Annotated in this window: 17 protein-coding genes; 9 read left to right on the top strand and 8 right to left on the bottom strand. The window is 70.2% G+C overall.

Annotated features, from left to right (window positions below):
- Positions 1-95: 95 nt before the first annotated feature.
- Positions 96-1,457 carry a carbohydrate-binding protein gene (locus ACZ45E_RS26310; RefSeq protein WP_468224771.1) on the bottom strand — a complete coding sequence of 454 codons (1,362 nt, stop codon included), beginning with the start codon at positions 1,455-1,457 and terminating at the stop codon, positions 96-98.
- A gap of 90 nt (positions 1,458-1,547) precedes the next feature.
- Positions 1,548-2,576, bottom strand: a complete 1,029-nt coding sequence (locus ACZ45E_RS26305) for a LysR family transcriptional regulator (protein ID WP_468224769.1) — start codon at positions 2,574-2,576, stop codon at positions 1,548-1,550.
- Positions 2,577-2,683: 107 nt separating this feature from the next.
- Here ACZ45E_RS26305 and ACZ45E_RS26300 point away from each other — a divergent pair, with 107 nt between their 5' ends.
- Both ACZ45E_RS26300 and ACZ45E_RS26295 read left to right on the top strand, forming a co-directional pair.
- Positions 2,684-3,622, top strand: a complete 939-nt coding sequence (locus tag ACZ45E_RS26300; RefSeq protein ID WP_468224767.1) for a helix-turn-helix domain-containing protein — start codon at positions 2,684-2,686, stop codon at positions 3,620-3,622.
- 32 nt (positions 3,623-3,654) lie between these two features.
- Positions 3,655-4,518 (top strand): dioxygenase family protein, encoded by an 864-nt coding sequence (locus ACZ45E_RS26295; protein ID WP_468224766.1) that lies wholly within the window; start codon positions 3,655-3,657, stop codon positions 4,516-4,518.
- A gap of 161 nt (positions 4,519-4,679) precedes the next feature.
- Here ACZ45E_RS26295 and ACZ45E_RS26290 read toward each other — a convergent pair whose 3' ends face one another.
- Positions 4,680-5,780 carry an adenylate/guanylate cyclase domain-containing protein gene (locus ACZ45E_RS26290; protein ID WP_468224764.1) on the bottom strand — a complete coding sequence of 367 codons (1,101 nt, stop codon included), beginning with the start codon at positions 5,778-5,780 and terminating at the stop codon, positions 4,680-4,682.
- A complete protein-coding gene (locus tag ACZ45E_RS26285) occupies positions 5,777-6,226 on the bottom strand; it encodes a universal stress protein (RefSeq protein ID WP_468225100.1) in 450 nt (149 codons plus the stop codon). The genes ACZ45E_RS26290 and ACZ45E_RS26285 overlap by 4 nt, the downstream gene beginning before the upstream one ends.
- Positions 6,227-6,538: 312 nt before the next feature.
- On the opposite strand from ACZ45E_RS26285, the gene ACZ45E_RS26280 reads away from it, so the two are divergent.
- Positions 6,539-7,654, top strand: coding sequence for an AI-2E family transporter (locus ACZ45E_RS26280; protein ID WP_468224763.1), 1,116 nt, complete (start codon positions 6,539-6,541; stop codon positions 7,652-7,654).
- Between the two features lie 111 nt (positions 7,655-7,765).
- Positions 7,766-7,957 (top strand): hypothetical protein, encoded by a 192-nt coding sequence (locus ACZ45E_RS26275; protein ID WP_468224761.1) that lies wholly within the window; start codon positions 7,766-7,768, stop codon positions 7,955-7,957.
- A 352-nt stretch (positions 7,958-8,309) separates the two neighbouring features.
- Here the strand turns inward: ACZ45E_RS26275 and ACZ45E_RS26270 are convergent, their stop codons facing one another.
- The gene (locus tag ACZ45E_RS26270) at positions 8,310-8,993 is read right to left on the bottom strand and encodes a formylglycine-generating enzyme family protein (RefSeq protein ID WP_468224759.1); all 684 of its coding nucleotides are present in this window, start codon (positions 8,991-8,993) and stop codon (positions 8,310-8,312) included.
- 223 nt (positions 8,994-9,216) lie between these two features.
- Positions 9,217-10,098, bottom strand: a complete 882-nt coding sequence (locus ACZ45E_RS26265) for a LysR family transcriptional regulator (protein ID WP_468224756.1) — start codon at positions 10,096-10,098, stop codon at positions 9,217-9,219.
- Between the two features lie 60 nt (positions 10,099-10,158).
- Here ACZ45E_RS26265 and ACZ45E_RS26260 point away from each other — a divergent pair, with 60 nt between their 5' ends.
- The 3 genes from ACZ45E_RS26260 to ACZ45E_RS26250 all read left to right on the top strand — a co-directional run bounded on the left by ACZ45E_RS26260 (position 10,159) and on the right by ACZ45E_RS26250 (position 13,545).
- Positions 10,159-10,524, top strand: coding sequence for a DoxX family protein (locus ACZ45E_RS26260; RefSeq protein WP_468224753.1), 366 nt, complete (start codon positions 10,159-10,161; stop codon positions 10,522-10,524).
- A gap of 197 nt (positions 10,525-10,721) precedes the next feature.
- On the top strand, positions 10,722-11,327 hold the full coding sequence (locus tag ACZ45E_RS26255; RefSeq protein WP_468224751.1) for a dihydrofolate reductase family protein: 606 nt from the start codon (positions 10,722-10,724) through the stop codon (positions 11,325-11,327).
- 403 nt (positions 11,328-11,730) lie between these two features.
- Positions 11,731-13,545 (top strand): cellulase family glycosylhydrolase, encoded by a 1,815-nt coding sequence (locus ACZ45E_RS26250; protein WP_468224748.1) that lies wholly within the window; start codon positions 11,731-11,733, stop codon positions 13,543-13,545.
- Between the two features lie 252 nt (positions 13,546-13,797).
- On the opposite strand, the gene ACZ45E_RS26245 is transcribed toward ACZ45E_RS26250, so the two are convergent.
- Positions 13,798-14,526, bottom strand: coding sequence for an SDR family oxidoreductase (locus tag ACZ45E_RS26245; protein ID WP_468224745.1), 729 nt, complete (start codon positions 14,524-14,526; stop codon positions 13,798-13,800).
- Positions 14,527-14,601: 75 nt separating this feature from the next.
- Here ACZ45E_RS26245 and ACZ45E_RS26240 point away from each other — a divergent pair, with 75 nt between their 5' ends.
- The gene (locus tag ACZ45E_RS26240) at positions 14,602-14,979 is read left to right on the top strand and encodes a MerR family transcriptional regulator (protein ID WP_468224743.1); all 378 of its coding nucleotides are present in this window, start codon (positions 14,602-14,604) and stop codon (positions 14,977-14,979) included.
- Positions 14,980-15,353: 374 nt separating this feature from the next.
- On the opposite strand, the gene ACZ45E_RS26235 is transcribed toward ACZ45E_RS26240, so the two are convergent.
- Positions 15,354-17,093 (bottom strand): pentapeptide repeat-containing protein, encoded by a 1,740-nt coding sequence (locus tag ACZ45E_RS26235; RefSeq protein WP_468224741.1) that lies wholly within the window; start codon positions 17,091-17,093, stop codon positions 15,354-15,356.
- A 363-nt stretch (positions 17,094-17,456) separates the two neighbouring features.
- On the opposite strand from ACZ45E_RS26235, the gene ACZ45E_RS26230 reads away from it, so the two are divergent.
- Positions 17,457-17,702 carry a hypothetical protein gene (locus tag ACZ45E_RS26230; protein ID WP_468224738.1) on the top strand — a complete coding sequence of 82 codons (246 nt, stop codon included), beginning with the start codon at positions 17,457-17,459 and terminating at the stop codon, positions 17,700-17,702.
- Positions 17,703-17,965: the final 263 nt, after the last annotated feature.

The raw sequence follows: 17,965 nt of genomic DNA, 5'->3' as shown, positions 1-17,965 counted from the left end.
ACGACGGGCGCGCGGTGCGTACATCTGTACATGACAGGCCCCTACAGGCGCGGCGCGCCCCGCGGGGCCGTCGCCGTAGACGCCTGGCCCTTGGCTCACACCCGTTGCCACAGCGCCGGTGTGTTCGGCGGCTCCCAGCCCGGCTGGGACTGGTGGCCCTGCAGGCAGCGGTAGGTGGCACCGCCGTATGTCACTGTGGCGCCCGCCTGATAGACGGTGCCCGCAGACCAGGTGCCGCCCGGGTCGCCGGGGTCTCCCGGGTCGCCGGGGCCGGACGTGGTGGTCTTCAGGGTGAGGCCGTAGTTCTGGAGGATGGGGTTGATCGGCTGGAAGTAGGTCGTGCCGCCGCTCGTGCAGTTGCCTGAACCGCCCGAGGTGACGCCCTGGGCCTGGCTGCCGGAGATGAACGAGCCGCCCGAGTCACCCGGTTCGGCACACACCGAGGTGCGGGTGACTCCGCCGATGGTGCCCTCCGGGTACGTCACGCTGGTGTTGAGCTGCTGCACCGTGCCGCAGTGCCAGCCCGTCGTGGAGCCGGAGCGGCACACGGAGGAGCCCACCATGGCCTGTGTGGACCCGGCGACCTGCGCGCTGGAACCGTTGACGTTCGGCGTAGCCGTCCAGTTGGCGTTCGTGGCGACCCAGGCCATGTCGTTGCCGGGAAAGACGGACGCCTGGAAGGTGCCCTGCGCGACCCGGTTGGAGCCGGTGGTGGTGCTGCCGGCGCGACCACAATGTCCTGCTGTGGCGAACCCCTGCTGGGTGCCGCGGGTCACCGGGAATCCGATGGAGCAGCGGCTGCTGTTGCCTATGTAGTAGGCGTCACCGCCTCGCAGGTCGTAGAGCGGGCGGGGGCGTTCGGTGATGCGCTCGATCCGGGCGAGGGAGGCGTCGACGTCGGCCGCGGCGAGCAGGGCGCGGGCGACGTCCGCCCGTGTCGCCTCCACGACGAGTGTGTTGGTGGGGACGTCGACGTACCGGACCGGTGTGTCGGTGCCGGGGTGGAGCGTGGCGGCCCGGTCCACGCGTGCCTTGGCCGCGTCGAGTGCGGCCAGGGAGTGGTCCACGACGACGGCGTCAGCGCCCCGCGCCCGGATGGCGCGTACGTCGGTCGGGTCGGTCGTGGCCACGGTCAGGGTGTCCGACAGTCTCCCGCTCACCCAGGCGCCCGCGAAGTGCGCGCCCACGGTGGCGCGGAGCCGGCCCGCGGTGGCGCCCGCCCCGGCTTCGTTGGCCAGGCGGCGGTCGGCCTGCCGTCGGTTCAGGCCGAGGTCCCGCTGGAGTGCGGCGAGGAGGCCGGGCGGGGCCGCGGCCGTGCGCGGGTGCTCGGCAGCCGTCGGGGCGGCGGGGTCGGAGGGGGCCGGCTGGGCGCTCGCGGAGCCGGTCAGCCCGGCGGCGAGCAGGGCACCGGCCGCCGCGACGGCCACGCAGGTGGCCTTGAGGGGTCTTGGGGGCATGGGAGGTCTCCTCGGAGTCGGTGGGAGTGCCGACACCGTAAGGGGGTCCGTCGCGGCCCGTAAGACATCAATCGACCCCCTGCCCGCACGTTATGGAACCCGCCGCGGAGGGTGGGCGGGGTGCGGCAGGGCGTTCTGTACCGGGCTCCGCACGGCGGACCGGTCCGGAGCGCGCTGGGCGAGCCAGCGCGCGTAACTGCCGCTGCGCGCCGCCGCTCCCGCGTGCGCCTCACGTGCCTGGGCCAGCACGGTGCCCGCGGTGTCCGGCTGCTGCCCTGCGGAGTGCCGGCCCAGGAGGTGCCGCCAGGACAGGGGCGTACCGGCGAGCGGACGGGTGATGAGTCCGGGAGTCGGCGGGAAGGTGGCCCGGCACAGGCCCACCGCCCGGCCCACCTGGACCAGGTGCACACAGGACGCGGTGTCCGTCTCGTACATGCGCCGGGGGAAGAAACCGGCCCGGGCGCAGGCCGTGGTGAAGCAGTCCGCGAAGCAGCCGTCGCCCGGCACGCACGCCCATTCCTCGTCGGCGAGTGCCGCCAGGTCGATCTCCCGTACGCGGGCCAGCCGGTGACCGTCGGCGAGCATCACGAAGACCGGGTCGACGGCGACCTCCTCCCACAGGACGTCCGGGGACTCCGGTGGCGGTGCCAGGCCGCAGGCGCCGGTGAGCACGAAGTCCAGGCGGCCCTCGGTCAGCAGCGCGGCGAGTTCCCGTTCCGACCAGGAGGCACAGGTGGAGACGGTGGTGCCGGGTGCGGCGTCGGCCAGCAGGTCCACCAGCGCGCCCAGCAGCGGTCCGTGCGTCCCGCCGAGCCGCAACCGCAGCCGCTGCCGGTCCCCGCCCGGCCGGGCCCGGGCGAAGCGGGCGGCTTCGAGCCGGAGGTCGCTCACCGCGGGCAGCACGATCCGGGTGCGCTCCAGGACCAGCTCGCCGAGGGCGGTGGTCCGCACCCCGTGCCGGCCGCGTTCGAACAGCGCGCCGCCCAGGGCCCGTTCGATGCGTCTCAGCTGTGCGCTGAGGGCGGGCTGGGCGAGCCCGAGCGCCGTCGCCGCGCGCGTCAGACTGCCGGCGTCCGCGATGGCCCGGATGGTCCTCAGATGCCGCAACTCCAGCTCCATGAGGGGAGCTTGCGGCGCTCCCGGGCATCGGACAAGGGGTTGGTACAGACCAGAGCGGGAACGCATCTGCCCGACCCGGCCGGTGTTCCGCGAGAGGAGCCGCACCGATGCGCAGCACCACCGTCCCCCCGGGAGTTCCGAGCCTGCCCCACGGCGCGGGAGATGTGCCGTTGCACCGGCTGGAGGTGGCACGGTCCGGCGCCCCGCCCTTCGCCGCCGGCTCCTTCGAGGAGGTGGGACCGCTGTCCCGGTGGGACCGGCCGCACCGGCACACCTTCTACGAGATCGTCCACGTCCGCGCGGGCTCGGGCGACCACGTCGTCGATCTCGCCCGGTGGCCGGTGCGACCTCCGCAGCTGGCCGTGGTCCTGCCCGGTCAGGTGCACCACTGGGCGGGCGGCCAGGGGCCGGAGGGGTCGGTCGTGCTGTTCACCGACGACCTCCTGATGGACCACCCGGGCGACCGGGAGGTGTTGCGAGAGCTCGGGGCACACTGCTGGTTCGACCTCGATCCCGAGCAGGACCGGTCGATCCGGTGGCTGATCGCCGAACTGGTCGCGGAGCACCGGCAACGTCGCGCCGGGCACGAGAGCGTCCTGCGCTCCCTGCTCCACGTGCTCGTCGTGCGCGCCGCCCGGCTCCCGGACCCCGACGGGCGGCGCCGGGAGCCGGGAGCGGAGGGCCGCACGGCCGCCGTTGCCGAGGGTTTCGCGCGGCTCGTCGCCCGCCCCGAGACGGTGGGGCAGACCGTGCGGGAGTGCGCCGACCGGCTGGGAGTCACCCCCGGGTATCTCACTCAGGCCGTACGTGCGGCCACCGGCCGGCCGCCCGGGCGGCTGCTCATCGAGGCACGCGTCTACCTGGCGCAACAGCTGCTCGCCCACACCCAGTTGTCCGTCCGGCAGGTCGCCGCCCGCACCGGATTCGGCGACCCCGCCTACTTCGGCCGGTTCTTCCGGCGCGAGACCGGCAGCAGCCCCGGAGCCTTCCGAAAACACCACAGCCACCGTCACCAGTCCCTCGCGGCGCCGCCCGCGCCCGCCTAACTTCGGTGCCCACCGCCCCACGAGGAGGAGACATGCACGAAGCAGGCACACACGGCACGGACCCGGACGACCTCGGCGCCGGCCGCGGAGCGGACTCCCCCGGGCTCATCCGCCGCAAGACGCTGCTGCGGGCGGCGCTCGCGGCCACCGCCGCGATCCCCGTCGCCCTGACCGCCGGCCCCGCTCTCGCCCGCACCGTGGCGACGAGCGGCACGGCACCGGAACTCACCCCGCCGTGCGACGACGGCGACGATCCCACCCCGGAGCAGATAGAAGGCCCCTACTTCAAACCGAACTCACCGCAGCGCACCAACCTCCGGGAGACCGGCCTGCCCGGTACCCCGCTCACCGTGACCGGTTATGCCTTCGGCCGCGCCTGCCTCCCCCTGTCCGGGGTCCTGCTGGACTTCTGGCAGGCCGACGCGGGCGGCGCCTACGACAACACGGGCTTCAGACTGCGCGGGCACCAATTCACCGACTCCCGCGGCTCCTTCACGCTCACCACCATCGTGCCGGGCCTGTACCCGGGACGTACCCGTCATCTCCACGTCAAGCTGCAGGCGCCCGGCCGTCCGGTCCTCACCACGCAGCTGTACTTCCCGAACGAGCCGCGCAACAACACCGACACCCTCTTCGACGCCCGGCTGCTGATGAACGTACGTGACGGAGGTGGCGGCCGGGAGGCGGCCTTCGACTTCGTCCTCGACATCCCGCAGGACCCGGGCCCCGGCACCCCCACCCCCACCCCGCCGGGCGGGACCTGGTCCGTGGGCACCGCGTACCGGGCGGGCGACCGGGTCACGTACGCCGGCCGCGCCTACGTCTGTCTTCAGGCGCATACCGCCCAGAAGGGCTGGGAGCCGCCGGGGGTTCCTGCGCTGTGGCGGGCGGCGTGAGCTGACGGCGCGCCCGGGGCGGGACCACTCGCCCGCGCGGGCCCGCGCGAGCACATAGCCGGGCGCCGGGGTGCGGGTCCCGGTGCCCGGTGCGGACCGCACGTCCAGGGTGTGCGGGCACCCCGGCGCCCGGTGCGGACCACACGTCCGGGGCACTGTCCTCACACCTCCTTCCTCTCGCGCCGAAGGTCGGGCACGGGCCGCAGCAACACCGGGCGCAGCCTCTTGTACCCGCGTACGGACACCGGACGGAGCACCTTGAGTGCGTACGCCGGCATGCCCGCGAGTTCGCCGGCGAACTCCGTGTTGGCCAGCACGGTGCCGGGGCGGGCCACCGCGGTGAGCCGGGCGGCCACGTTCACCGTCGCCCCGTAGACATCACCGAAGCGGCTCAGGACGGAGCCGTGCGCCAGCCCGGTCCGCACCTGCGGCAGCCGCTGATCCGCCTCGGCGCGGGCCGTGAGCTCCAGGGCGATGTCGGCGGCCGCGACCGCCGACTCGCAGAGGAAGAGCACCTCGTCGCCGATGGTCTTCACCACCCGGCCGCCTCCGTCGGCGACCACATCCCCGGTCAGGCTCTCGAACCGGTCGAGTACGCGGCCGAGTTCGGCGTTGTCCAGTCCCCGGGTCATGCGGGTGTAACCGACCATGTCGGTGAAGCCCACCGCCAGGGCGCGGACATCGGCGCCGTCACCGGGCGGCACCGGCTCGTCTTCCCCGTGGTCCGGCTGTCCGCGCCGGCCCAGGTCGTGTTCCCGCGTCTCGGCGAGCACTCGCCCGGCATGCGCGGCGAGGTGCCTGCGCCACACGTGTCGCTGAAGCAGTTCCATCTCCGGCAGCAGGGCCGCGGCATGCTCCGCCAGCCGCACCGCGCTCAAGGGTGCGTTCGCGTCCCGGTTGATCCAGGTCCAGAGGGTGTGTACCTGCCACTCGGCGAGCCGGGACAGGTGATGGCCCAGGGCACGGGCCATCAGCGTCTCGCTCTCCTCGGTGGTGAGCCCGGCCGCGATGAGCCGTTCGCCCGCGCGCAGCGCCTCGATGTCGGCGTCGGTGAACACCCGCGCGTCGTCGTCGACTGTCGCGAACCCGAGTGCGCGCCAGATCTCAGCGGTGCGTTCGGGTCCCACCCCGGATCGCTCGGCGACCTCCTGCCTCGTCCAGGTGCGGCTCCCCTGGAGCAGCGCCTCTTCGACGGCGCGTCGCAGGTCGTCGACGCCGGGAGGAGGGGCGGCCGCGTCGTCCGCCGCTCTCGGAGCGGTCATGTGGTGTGCACGACCAGCACGTCGAGGTCTGCCTTCCTGGCGATGTCCGCGGGTACGGAGCCGAGGATGCGCCCGGCGAGCGAGCGCAGGCCGCGGTTGCCGATGACGAGGAGATCGGCGGGGCACTCCCGGGCGATCCGCAACAGCGCGGGGACCGGTTCGTCCTGCGCCGCGACCGTCCGTACGTTCGCCGCTCCTTGCGCGCGGGCCCGGTCCGCGGCCGTACGCAGAGTGTCCTCGGCGGGCGCCGAGCCCACGACCTGGTACGCCTCGGCCCCTAACTGGTCCTGCGCCACGTCGAGTTCGCGTCCCCGCAACGGCAGATAAGCGCAGGCGATCACGAGTTCGGCTCCACAGACCGCGGCGAGCCGGGCCGCTGCCTCGACCGCCGCGAACGAGGACTCCGAGCCGTCCGTGCCGACCACGACAATCCGGTAGGCGTCCAAGGCCAACCCCCTTACTGTAGAGTCAACTTACTTGGCAGTAAGGTATGGGCGGTCCGGCCGCGAGGCAAGGGGAAGAGCGCCGGATCGGCGTATTCGCAGAAGCGGCGGTGGCATGGTGTCCGCCTTGGCCGGCATCCAGGCCGAGGAAGACGTCGATGCCGTTCCGGCTCGGGGGAAGCCGGTGCGGGGGGAGTTCACCCTGCACGGCCAACCCCGCCCCGTGCGCGAGATCGTGGTGGTACGTGCCCCGGCAACCGCCCCCAGCTGACTCCGGTCCCGGCGTGTGACTGAAGCATCAATAGGGTGTGCCCCATGTCTGCCACTCTGAGTTCCACGAAAACCGCCGCCGCGCTCCGCAGATCGGCACGAGTCTCCGTCGAGTTGTTGGTGGTTCTTGTGGCCGCCGCGGTGGCCCTATGGGTGTTGGGCCGGATGTGGTCGGTCGTCTGGCCGCTCATAGTGGGCCTCTTGCTCACCACACTGACCTGGCCCCTGACCCGCCTCCTGCGTCGGCGCGGGTGGCCGCCCGCCCTGGCCGCCTCGGTGGTGACCGTGTTGTTCCTGGTGGTCGCAGCGGGCCTCGTGGCGCTGATCGCCGTGCCGGTGGCATCCCAGTCCGGCGACCTGTCCGACGGCGTGGCCGACGGCATCGAGAAACTGCGCCACTGGGCCGCGGGGCCGCCCTTCAACATCGACGACGCCCAGATATCGGACGGAGTCGACTCGGCGACCGCCCGCATCAAGGACAGCGTCGGCAGCATGGTCACCGCTCTCTTCACAGGAGTGAGCACCGTGATGAACGGTGTGGTCACCGCGGTGCTGTCGCTCTTCCTGATGTTCTTCTTCCTCAAGGACGGCCCGCGGTTCATTCCGTGGCTCGCCCGTCAGCTCCCCGGCCGACTCGCCGACGACGTACCGATCGTGGCAGCGCGCGGTTGGGACACTCTGGGCGCGTTCGTACGGTCCCAGGCCCTGGTCGGCCTGCTCGACGCGGTCTTCATCGGCCTGGGCCTGTGGATCCTGGGCATCCCCCTCGTACTCCCCCTGGCGGTACTGACCTTCATCTCGGCGTTCGTGCCGATCGTGGGTGCCCTGTTCGCCGGTTTCGTGGCGGTGCTCATCGCGTTGGTGTCCAACGGCCTGACGGACGCCCTGATCGTGCTGGCGATCATCGTCGCGGTGCAGCAACTCGAAGGCAACGTGTTCCAACCGATCATCCAGAGTCGCGGGCTCGGTCTGCACGCGGCGGTGGTCCTGCTGGCGGTCACCCTGGGCGCGAACCTGGCCGGCGTCGTGGGCAGCCTGCTCGCGGTACCGGCCGCCGCCCTGATCGCGGTGGTCTGGAACTATGTGCGCGAGCAGCTCAGCGACCCGCCGCAGGATCCGGAGGCAGGCGACGGTCACGCGAGCGCGGCGCCCTCGGCGTAACCCCTGCTTCCTGTGGCGGCGAGGTATGTCACCCGGGTGGCCAGCCCTCTCTGTACCGGGGAAATGGCCTGGCGGAAGTGTGGCTGCCGGACCTTCGTGCACCCCGGTTCTGTGAGCGGTGACGGCAAGACCGCCAACAAGAACGACATCGCGCTGATACGCCTGGACCGCCCGGTCGCCCAGAAGCCCATCGAGATCGCCGAGCAGGCCGGGCGGCCGGGCACACCGACCCGGCTCCTGGGCTTTGGCACCACCTCCGACACCGAGTTCAAGGAAAGGGCCGAGGCGGCCGGTGGGAACTGATCGGCGTCACCTCAGGACCCGGAGCGCCGATGGTGCCGTGCTCACAACAGCGCCCCGTCGACCGCGGCCCATGGCTCCCACCTCGCCGAGACCGGCGCAATCGACAACCCCGTGCCGAACGCCGGCGTGGCCGCCCTCCTGATCGCCGCGGGTGGTGGCACCGCCCTCGCCGTACGCCGCCGCAAGAACCGCCACGCCGCTTGAGCGAAACTGCCACAACCCATGGGCGGCCGGCGCCGGGGTGCGGGCCTGCGTGACGAAGGCACTGCAACAAGATCCCGTTACGAGCTCTACGGCCGCGGCAGTGGTGTGTTACGAGCTCTACGGCCGCGGCAGTGGTGTGTTACGAGCTTTACGGCCGCGGCAGCAGTGTGGAGCGCACGACGCGAAATCCGACGTCGTCGATCCGGAAGGTCGGGTGGCTGCGCCGCCGCACCGACGCCCGGCAGCTCCAGTGCTCGTCGGCCCAACCACCGCCCCGGAGCACTCGGTAGGCCCCGTACACCTCGGCGTCGTAGACGTCCCAGCACCAGTCCCACACATTTCCCAGCATGTCGTACAGACCCCACGCGTTGGGCTGCTTGCCGCCGACGGAGTGGACCCGGCCATCGGCGTTCCCCTGGTACCAGGCAACCTCGTCGAGCCGGCCGTAGTGCGGGCCAGTAGTGCCCGCACGGCAGGCGTGCTCCCATTCGGCCTCGGTCGGCAACCGGTATCCGTCTGCGGAGGCGTCCCACTCGGCCGTCTCGGCGCCGACGCTCAGGTGATACGCGGGCGTCAGCCCCTCATCCCGGGACAAGGCGTTACAGAACCGGACCGCGTCACACCATGAAACGCCTTCGACCGGCAGCCGTTCGCCCTGGGCGCTACTCGGCCGCCGGCCCGTGACTCGTGCGTACCAGCGCTGCGTGACGGAGAACGCCGACATCTCGAACGGCGCGACCTCGACCGGCCAACTGCTCTGCGTCCGCCGGTCCGACAGCGTCACCTGTCCAGACGGGACCGCAACCATCTCGTTTTCTGCCCCCGCGTCCATAACGGGGCACCCTACCGGTGTCTGCCCACCGCTCGACCGAGTGTCCTCATCAGACAGCGAGCGCAATCGAAGCGGCGCGGTCGGCGTTCATGGCTTACCAGGCACACCCGACCGAGGCGGTCGCCGTGGGGGGCCTCGTGCTCGGCGAGCCCGTTCCCCACGGCTGTCGCCGGGAGTGGCGCCGATCCGGCCGGGCAGCGTGCCAGCGGTCCGTCGGTCGTCGTCAGCTCCGGCTCAGCCGCGTCGCGATGGCCTCCAGCAGCCCATCCAGCGCCGCCTCGCGTGTCCGGCCCTTCGGTCGGGCCAGCGCTACCCGGCTCGGTGAGACCCCTCGGACCGGACGGAACACCACGTCCGGGTGGGAGTGGAAACGGGCCGCCGACGCCGGGGCCAACGCTACGCAGCCGGCAGCCACCGCTCCGAGCCACTCGTCGGGCCGGCTGGTGACGGCGCCGATCCGGACCGGGTGCCCTCCCCGCTCCCCCGCCGCCAGCCAGTGCTCCCTCCAGGCTCCGGTCTCGGCCCCGACCGCGACGAAGGGGTCGTCCCAGAGGTCCCGGAACTCCACCGCCCCGCCGTTCGCCAACGGATGTCGAGCCGGCAGCAGCACCCCACGCTCCTCAACGAACAACTCCCGCACGTTCAGCGCCTCCTGGCCCGGAAACGGCAGACGCACCACTGCCGCATCCACTTCGCCCCGGGCCAGGCCGGCACTCGGATCCGACCAGTCGAACTGACGCAGTTCCGCCCGCCACTCCGACTGCGTCCGGTGGAACTCGGCCATGACCTCGTGGACGGCGCCCACGGCACCCGCGTCCAGAAAGCCCAGGCGCAGCACCCGCGCCGCCCGGCCGGTTGCCCGTACCGCCTCGTCCCAGCCGTCCAGCAGTACGGGCACCCGCGCGGCGAGCTCTCGACCGGCCTCGGTCAGCGCCATCCCGGACCGTGATCGCGCGAAGAGCGGTACCCGGAGAGCATCCTCCAAGCGCCGGATCTGCCTGGTCAGCGCGGGCTGCGAGACGAAGAGTCTTTGCGCGGCCCCGGTCAGGCTGCCCTCCTCCGCCACTGCGACGAAGTACCGGAGCAGGCGCGTGTCCACGTCCATACCATCACGTTATACAAGCGGGTATTGGACGGTGCCGAAACGCCCGCGGACCCTGATGGCATGACCGATTCCCACCTCGCATTCCTCGTCGTCACCGTGTTCACCGCCGCTGTCAACATCGGTATCGCCGCGGCCGACCTCGCCGGGGCGCGCTTCGTGCTGGTCAACTCGGCGCAGGTGGGTGTGCCCCGAGCCTGGCTGCCTCGGTTGGCCGCCCTGAAACTGGCGGGTGCGGCGGGCCTCCTCCTCGGCCTCTTCGACGCGGCACTGCGCCCCCTCGGTGCCGCCGCGGCCTGCGGTCTCGTCCTGCTCTACATGGGCGCCCTCACCTTCCATCTGCGCGCCCACGTGCTCTACAACCTTGCGTTTCCCGGTTTCTACTGCGCCACGGCCGTCGCTTCGTTGGTCTTGATGGTGTCCTCCTGACGGTGGCACTGCTCGACGTTCAATGAGAACACTCACCCTTCGCCGCTGCGGGAGGTCGCCCTCCGTTCCGTCTCGTCGCTGTCAGTCCCGGCCGCGCGGGCGGCACCGTCTTTTTCTCGTTACTTCACCGCGCCGCCGATGAGTTCGTGACTCCCGACCGGTCCAAGGTGGTGTCACCCCAAGGAAAGGACACCGCCATGTCGGAGCTTCTCGTCGACTTCATCACCTCCCTCGACGGTTACGCGTCGGGAGAGGGATGGCCCGGGTTCTGGGGCCTGGAAGGCCCGGAGTATCTCGCATGGCTCGGCGAGCAGCCCCAGGCGACCTACCTGATGGGAGCCAACACCTACCGTCTGATGTCAGGCTTCGCCGCAGGCGAGGTCCCGAAGGGCCAGGACGAGTTCAGGCCCGAGGAAGAGGCGTCCGTCGACGAGCTCACACAGGCGTCCAAGGTGGTCTTCTCCTCCTCACTCAAGGAGCCACTGACGTGGGCCAACTCCACGCTCGTCCGCGACGACGCCGTCGAGGCGGTCCGCGTCATGAAGGCGAACGGCTCGGGGCTCCTGAGCACGATCGGCAGTCTCAGCCTGTGCCGGTCCCTGCTGCAAGCCGGACTCGTCGACCGCTTCCGGGTCGTGATGTTCCCGGTGATCACCGGAGCCACGGGCGAAGAACGCATCTATGACGGTTATCCGGATGTTGCCCTTGAGATGATCGAGCACCGCACCTTCGACGGCCGCATCCAACTGGTCGAATACAAGCCCCGCGTGCTCGAACACCCGCCGCTCGACGCTCCTGCGTGACGCCACCCCGTCCGCCGGCCTCCCGGTCGAGGTCGCGTCGGAGGAGGAACCCAGCAGAGCGACCTCACGGTCGCTCTGCTTCAGCTTCCGCTCCACCCCGGGGTGCGTGTTACCTCACGAGGGGTGCGCGCACCGCCGTACGGGTTTTAGCCTCGTGCGCCGATCGGTGCGCGGGGTATTGACGCGTACACGCTTAGTGGCTTCCATGGGCGCGACCCGGGTTTGACGGGCGGACGGTTCGGAACAGGACGTTCCGGGCCGCTCGCGCATACGCGTCATTCATACCGGGCGCCTCCACCTCCCTCCCAACCGCTATGCACCCTCCGCACCCCTTCGGTTCAGATGGGAGCGCTCCCAAAACCCTGGCCCCGTAGGCGTTCCCGTCCCGTTCGAGAGGACCCCCATGAGACATCCGCCCGCCCGCCGCTCCTGGAACTTCCTGTTCGCGTTCTTCGCCACCCTCGCGATCGCCCTCGTACCCTTGCTCACCACCCCCGCACAGGCGTCCCCCGCTCCCCCGTCGAGAGCGGCGCTCGCCTCCGCCGGCTCCGGGTACTGGCACACCAGCGGCCGCCTGCTCCTCGACGCACAGGACCGACCGGTGCGGATGGCGGGGATCAACTGGTTCGGGTTCGAGACCGCCAACTACGCCCCGCACGGCCTCTGGTCCCGCGACTACAAGTCGATGCTGGACCAGATGAATTCGCTCGGATACAACACGGTCCGCCTGCCCTACAGCGACGACATCTTCAAGGGCACGACGCCCACCGGGATCACGTACGCGAACGGTCTCAACACCGATCTGGAGGGGCTCGACTCCCTGCAGGTGATGGACAAGATCGTGAACTACGCGGGCTCCATCGGCCTCAAGGTCGTCCTCGACCGCCACCGCCCCGACTCCTCGGCCCAGTCGGCCCTCTGGTACACCGCCTCGGTCCCCGAGACCGCCTGGATCACCCACCTCAAGGCGCTCGCCACCCGGTACAAGGGCAACACCGCCGTGGTCGGCATCGACCTGCACAACGAGCCGCATGACCCGGCCTGTTGGGGATGCGGGGACACGTCCACCGACTGGCGGCTCGCCGCCGAGCGAGCGGGCAACGCCGTGCTGTCCGTCAACCCCGACCTCCTGATCTTCGTCGAGGGCGTGCAGACGGTGAACGGCCAGTCGACCTGGTGGGGCGGCAACCTCGCCGGTGTGGCCACGGCCCCCGTACGTCTCGCCGTCGCGAACCGGGTCGTCTACTCGGCCCACGACTACGCCACGAGCGTCGCACAGCAGCCCTGGTTCAACGACCCGTCCTTCCCCGCGAACATGCCCGGAGTCTGGGACAAGAACTGGGGATACATCTTCAAGCAGAACATCGCCCCCGTATGGCTGGGGGAATTCGGCACCACCCTGCAGTCGAGCATCGACCAGAAATGGCTGGCCGCCCTGGTCGACTACCTCCGCCCCACCAAGACCTACGGCGCGGACAGCGTCAGCTGGACCTTCTGGTCGTGGAACCCCAACTCGGGTGACACGGGCGGCATCCTCAAGGACGACTGGCAGAGCGTCGACACCGTCAAGGACGGTTACCTGGCCTCCATCAAGGCACCCGGATTCACCGGCGGCGAGGGAGGTGGGGACGACACCACGGCACCCTCGACGCCCACCGGACCGAAGGTCACCGGCACGACCGCCACAAGCGTCTCGCTGTCCTGGACGGCCTCCACCGACAACACCGCGGTCACCGCCTATGACGTCTACCGTGGCACCGGCAAGGTGGGATCCGCGACGGGTACGACCTTCACCGACACCGGGCTCACCCCATCGACCCGCTACGAGTACACGGTGCGGGCACGCGACGCCGCGGGGAACACGTCACCGGCCTCGGAGCCGGTCTCCGCGACGACCTCCGGTTCGGGCGGCGGTTCGGCCGGATGCACGGCCACCTACAAGGTGAGCAGTGACTGGGGAAGCGGTTTCAACGCCGACATCACCGTCACTGGTACCGGCACATCGGCCACCAAGTCCTGGCAGGTCACCTGGGACTGGCCCGGGAACCAGACCGTCACCAGCATGTGGAACGCCACCCACACCCAGACCGGCAGGACGGTGACCGCCCGCAACGCCGCGCACAACGGCGCACTCGCCGTCGGGTCGTCGACCTCGTTCGGCTTCGGCGCGGCACCGGGCGGCGCGGGCACACCGACACTCGTCTGCCAGGCGAGCTGACGCGAACTTCGGTGTCCACGGGTGCGGCAAGCGGGTTTTGCCGTCCGGTGGGCGTGTGGTGGGCGGGGCCCCTTTTCGAGGCGCCCCGCCCAGGCGCAGGCAAGCCTGTCTTGCCGTCGACGGTCAGCTCGGCAGGGGCTGCCACTCCGGGCGACGCGAGGCCACAACATGCAGATCCACAGCCGCGGATGAAGGGACAGTTGACCGACCTCAGAAAGCAACCGACCGAAGCCCGTGCGGCCCGAGTGCCGCTCAGGCCGCCGTGAGCCCCGCCAGGGCCTGGTCCATCGCGGCGTTGAACTCTTCCGGTGTCAGCGGCAGCCGGGACTTGACGTCCCGGCTCCACTGGTCGGCGAGGACCTCGGCGGAACCCGCTTCGACACCGTCGAGCGCCGCGTCGGCCAGGTCCGACGGCGCGATCTTGGCCACGGGCCAGCCCGCGGCCATGTCGGTGTCGGCCAGACCGAGGTGCACAGCTGTGACGAGCGTGCCCTGCTCGGCGAGTTCCAGGCGGACGCCGTTGGTCATGGCCCAGGCGGCGGCCTTGGTCAGGTGGTAGGCATTGGCGCCTTTGCCCCCGAACCACGACATGGCGGAGAGGACGTTGACGATCGCGCCTCCGCCGTTCCTGGCGAGCGTCGGCGCGAACTCCCGGACCATTCCCAGGTGGCCGAACACGTTGGTCTCCAGTTCGTGCCGTACCGCGTCCAGCGAACCGGTCACCAGGTCGGTCCCCGTCTGGATCCCCGCGTTGTTGATGAGCAGCGAGACGTCCGGGGCGGCGTCGGCCGCGGCCCTCACGGATGCGGGATCGGCGATGTCAAGGGGCATCACCTCGACCCCGGGCAGGTCCACGGTCTCCGGTCGGCGGGCTGTCGCGTAGACCTTGCGGGCGCCCCGTTCGAGCAGGCGCTGGGCGAAGGCGCGGCCCAGGCCGCGGTTGGCTCCGGTGATCAGGGCGACTGAGTTGTTGATGTCCATGCCCCGTACGCTAGAACCTGACGCTGACGTCAGAGGCAAGTGCTGGCAGCCAGGACTGGGGTGAGAGGAATCACCATGACCGTCACAGAGTCCGCAACCGAGCGGTTGATCCGCATCGGCGAGGTGGCACGGGGGGCCGGCGTCTCGGTACGTGCCGTGCGCTACTACGAGCAGCAGGGGCTGCTCATCGCGGAGCGCAGCCCGTCCGGGCAGCGCCTCTACCGGCAGGACGCCATCGCCCTGGTCCGTTTCTTCCAGCAGATGTTCGCCGCCGGCCTGACCAGTCGGCGGATCACGGAACTCCTTCCGTGCTGGGACTCCGGGCACACCGACACCGACCAGCGAGCCATGCTGCGCGCCGAGCGCGACCGCATCCAGGCCAAGGTCAACGACCTCCAGGCTGCCCTGGACCGCCTCGACGAGGTCATCGCGATCACGGACACGCACCCGTAGGTGTAGTCGGTGGGACGACGCGCCAACGATCTACGGCTGGAGTGCTCGGCGATCAGCCCGGGCTCCTTCACACTTCTCGGCCCCGAATGCCTGGGCGACGGCGAGGCTCCCCTCGGTCCGGGTTCAAGACCTGCACGAAGCTACGTCCTTCCTGGTAGTCGGCCGGGTCGGTGGGGACGCGGGCGGTGGAGGCAGTCGGTGGACGCGATGCCTGGTTGCGCCAAGTCACCGTGGGCGGTGAGGACGAGGCCGGACCGCTCCGGCAGCGCCGCCGTGGGAACGGGGTTTGTGACGGTTCTTGTGAGCCCTCGCTGTATGTCAGAGAGATTCCCTACAAGCAGCGGGCATTCCAGCACCTCGACTGCAGTACAACGTCAGTTGGACCAGCTAGGAGGCACACGGACGCCGACGAGAGGGAGTCCGCTCGGTAGCATCAGTCCGGGCGGGGCTGTGCCGGTTGCGTTGAGGAAGTCGGCTGTGCCGCCGGAGAAGTTCGCGCGATCGAAGGTGACTATGTCGTGGCAGAATCTAGCGCTGCCGAAGTTGACCGTGCCACCGGAGAAAGACGTTCCAATGAAGTTGACTGTGCCGGCGGAGAAGACCGCGCCCATGAAGTGCACGGCCCCGCCGGAGAAGACCGCCTCGCTGTAGTTGACCTGCGCTCCGCAGAAGACGGCGCCACTGAATCTGGTCATGGCACCGGAGTACCGCGCAGCTCGGAAGTCGACTGTGCCGCCGGAGAGTTCCGTGCTGCTGAAGGTGACGGTACCGCCGGAGAAGACCGCGGCGAAAAAGTCGACCGCGCCGCCGGTGACGGTCGAGCCGCTGTAGGTGACCTCGGTGCCGGAGAAGTTCGCGCCGGTGAAGTAGACATGGCTTCCGGAGAATTCTGCGCGGATGTAGGTGACTGTGCCGCTGGAGAAGTGCGCGCCGTCGAAGGTGACCGTGCTGCCCGAGAAGTGCGCGGAATCGAACGTGACCGTGCTGCCGGAGAAGTCCACGCCTCCGAACGTGACACTACTGGCGGAGAAGGCCGCACCGCTGAAGTCGACCGCTCCGCCGGAGAAGACCGCGCTGTTGAAGGTGACCCTGCTACCGGAGAAGGTTGCTTCCGTGAAACGGGCCGCACCGCCGGAAAAGGTCACGCTGTCGAAACTGACCGTGCCTGCGGCGAAGTCTGCGTGGTTGAAATCGACCACGCCCCCGGAGAAGACCGCTCTGTCGAACATGACCCCGCTGCCCAAGAAGACAGCTCTGCTGAAGTCGGCTGCGCCGCCGGAGAAGACGACACCGGAGAAGTCCCCGCCGTCGAAGACGACGTTGGTGAGATCAAAGTCGTGCCCTCGCCAGCAGCCCGGATGCCCGGCGGCCAGGCGCAGATGGTCCCGGATGACACGGATGACGGTGTGCCGGACTTCCCGCAGCCCCAGGTAGGCGTGTCGGGCATCCGTGTTGCTCGGGGGTAGTTCGGATTGCGCGGTATACGGCAGACGCAGGTAGGCGCAGAGTACGTCGATGGAGGTCTGGCGCAATTCCCGGGTGGGGGCATCGTCGGCGAGTCCGGCCAAAGCGTGCACGCCGCCAAGACGGACCGCGGCGGAATCGTCACCGAGCTGAGAGACGGCCGTGGTGAAACGCTCGGTGTGCAGGCGGGTTGATTCGCGCAACGCGCCGTCTTCGTCGACTCGCTGGCGGCGGTACGCGACGACCAGGGCGACCAGGGCTCCGACGCCGGCGACCACACCGAAGGAAAGCTTCACCAGGTCGAAAAGCGTGGAGGAGCCGATACGGTGCTCGGGCTTCAGTCCCCCGACACCGAGCAGCTCCCACCCGGTGTAGAAGACGGCGCCGGCCACCAGGACGGCTGCCGTGAAGGCCATGACCAGGACAATACCGACCGGCCACAGACGCAGTCCGCGCCGCTCGGTCCGGCGCCGGGGCGAAGACGATCCCATACTCCGTAAGGACCGCGGCAGGGTACCGACCGGTTGCACGTGACCGCAGGAAGCCGGAGAACGCGTCGGGTCAGCGGCCGGGATGCTCACCGAAGGTCGGTGCCAGGAACCGGACGACGCCACCCCCAGCTGGCGCCCGGCCTGGGCAACGACCAGCAACCAGCAATGCTGACCGCGGCTCCTACAGGCACGTTTGGCCTGAGGTGGGAGCCTGCCGACGTCGGCCGGTCAGCTGGTCGTCGTCCAGGGCGAAGGCCTCGGACCTGGGTCACCGCGCAACGGCACGGCTTCGAGCAACTGCAACCCGCACAGCAGTAGGCCCTCGGCCTCGCCGCCGCCGTCCAGTTCCAGCCCGCGAGGGACACGTCAATATCCTCCGCAACCACGTCGAACCTGTACCCGTGGCCGAGGCCGGTCCCGCCGCCACCGGCCGAGCCCCGCGCATAACGAATACCCGACTATTGTGCGGAGTTGACCGCGGAGCGGAGCGGACGACGGACGAACAGGGGCCAGGACCGGGGCATGGTGTTCATCGCGGGAGTAATTCTGATTGCCGTGCTGCTAGGCACGCTCGCGGTGGTGGGAATTCATGCGCTTGCGCTCGAGCGGGTACCCGGTTCATGGCTTCAGCGTGGTGTGCGCAGTCCCCGGCTCTGGGGCGCGGGCGCCCTTGTCGTGCTGACGAGCTGGTATTTACGCTCGCCAACCGTGCTGGTCCTGGGCCTTGGTCTACTAGCGTTGGGTTACGTGGTGAAGCCGTCACGCTGATCCCGCGACGCGCCCCCGACGCGATACCGGGCCGTCGGCCGCACGTTTCGTATCGGATGAACTGTGGGCGCGGGTCCGGCCGTTGCTGCCGGTTGTGCCGCGCCGCAGGCGTCACCCACGGCGTAAGTGGGCTGATCGATCGCAAGGCGCTGTGCACGACACATCATGCCATCGAGGACGGTGTCAGGCGGGAGCTCCATCGCGGCCGTGGCAATGTCGAGCCGCTTCACGGAGGCATCTCGCCCGAACGGGTCTGGATGTGG

Source organism: Streptomyces sp. NPDC030991 (genome assembly GCF_055571235.1).
Note: the sequence above shows the minus strand (reverse complement) of the source record. Positions and strands in the feature narration are given on the sequence as shown.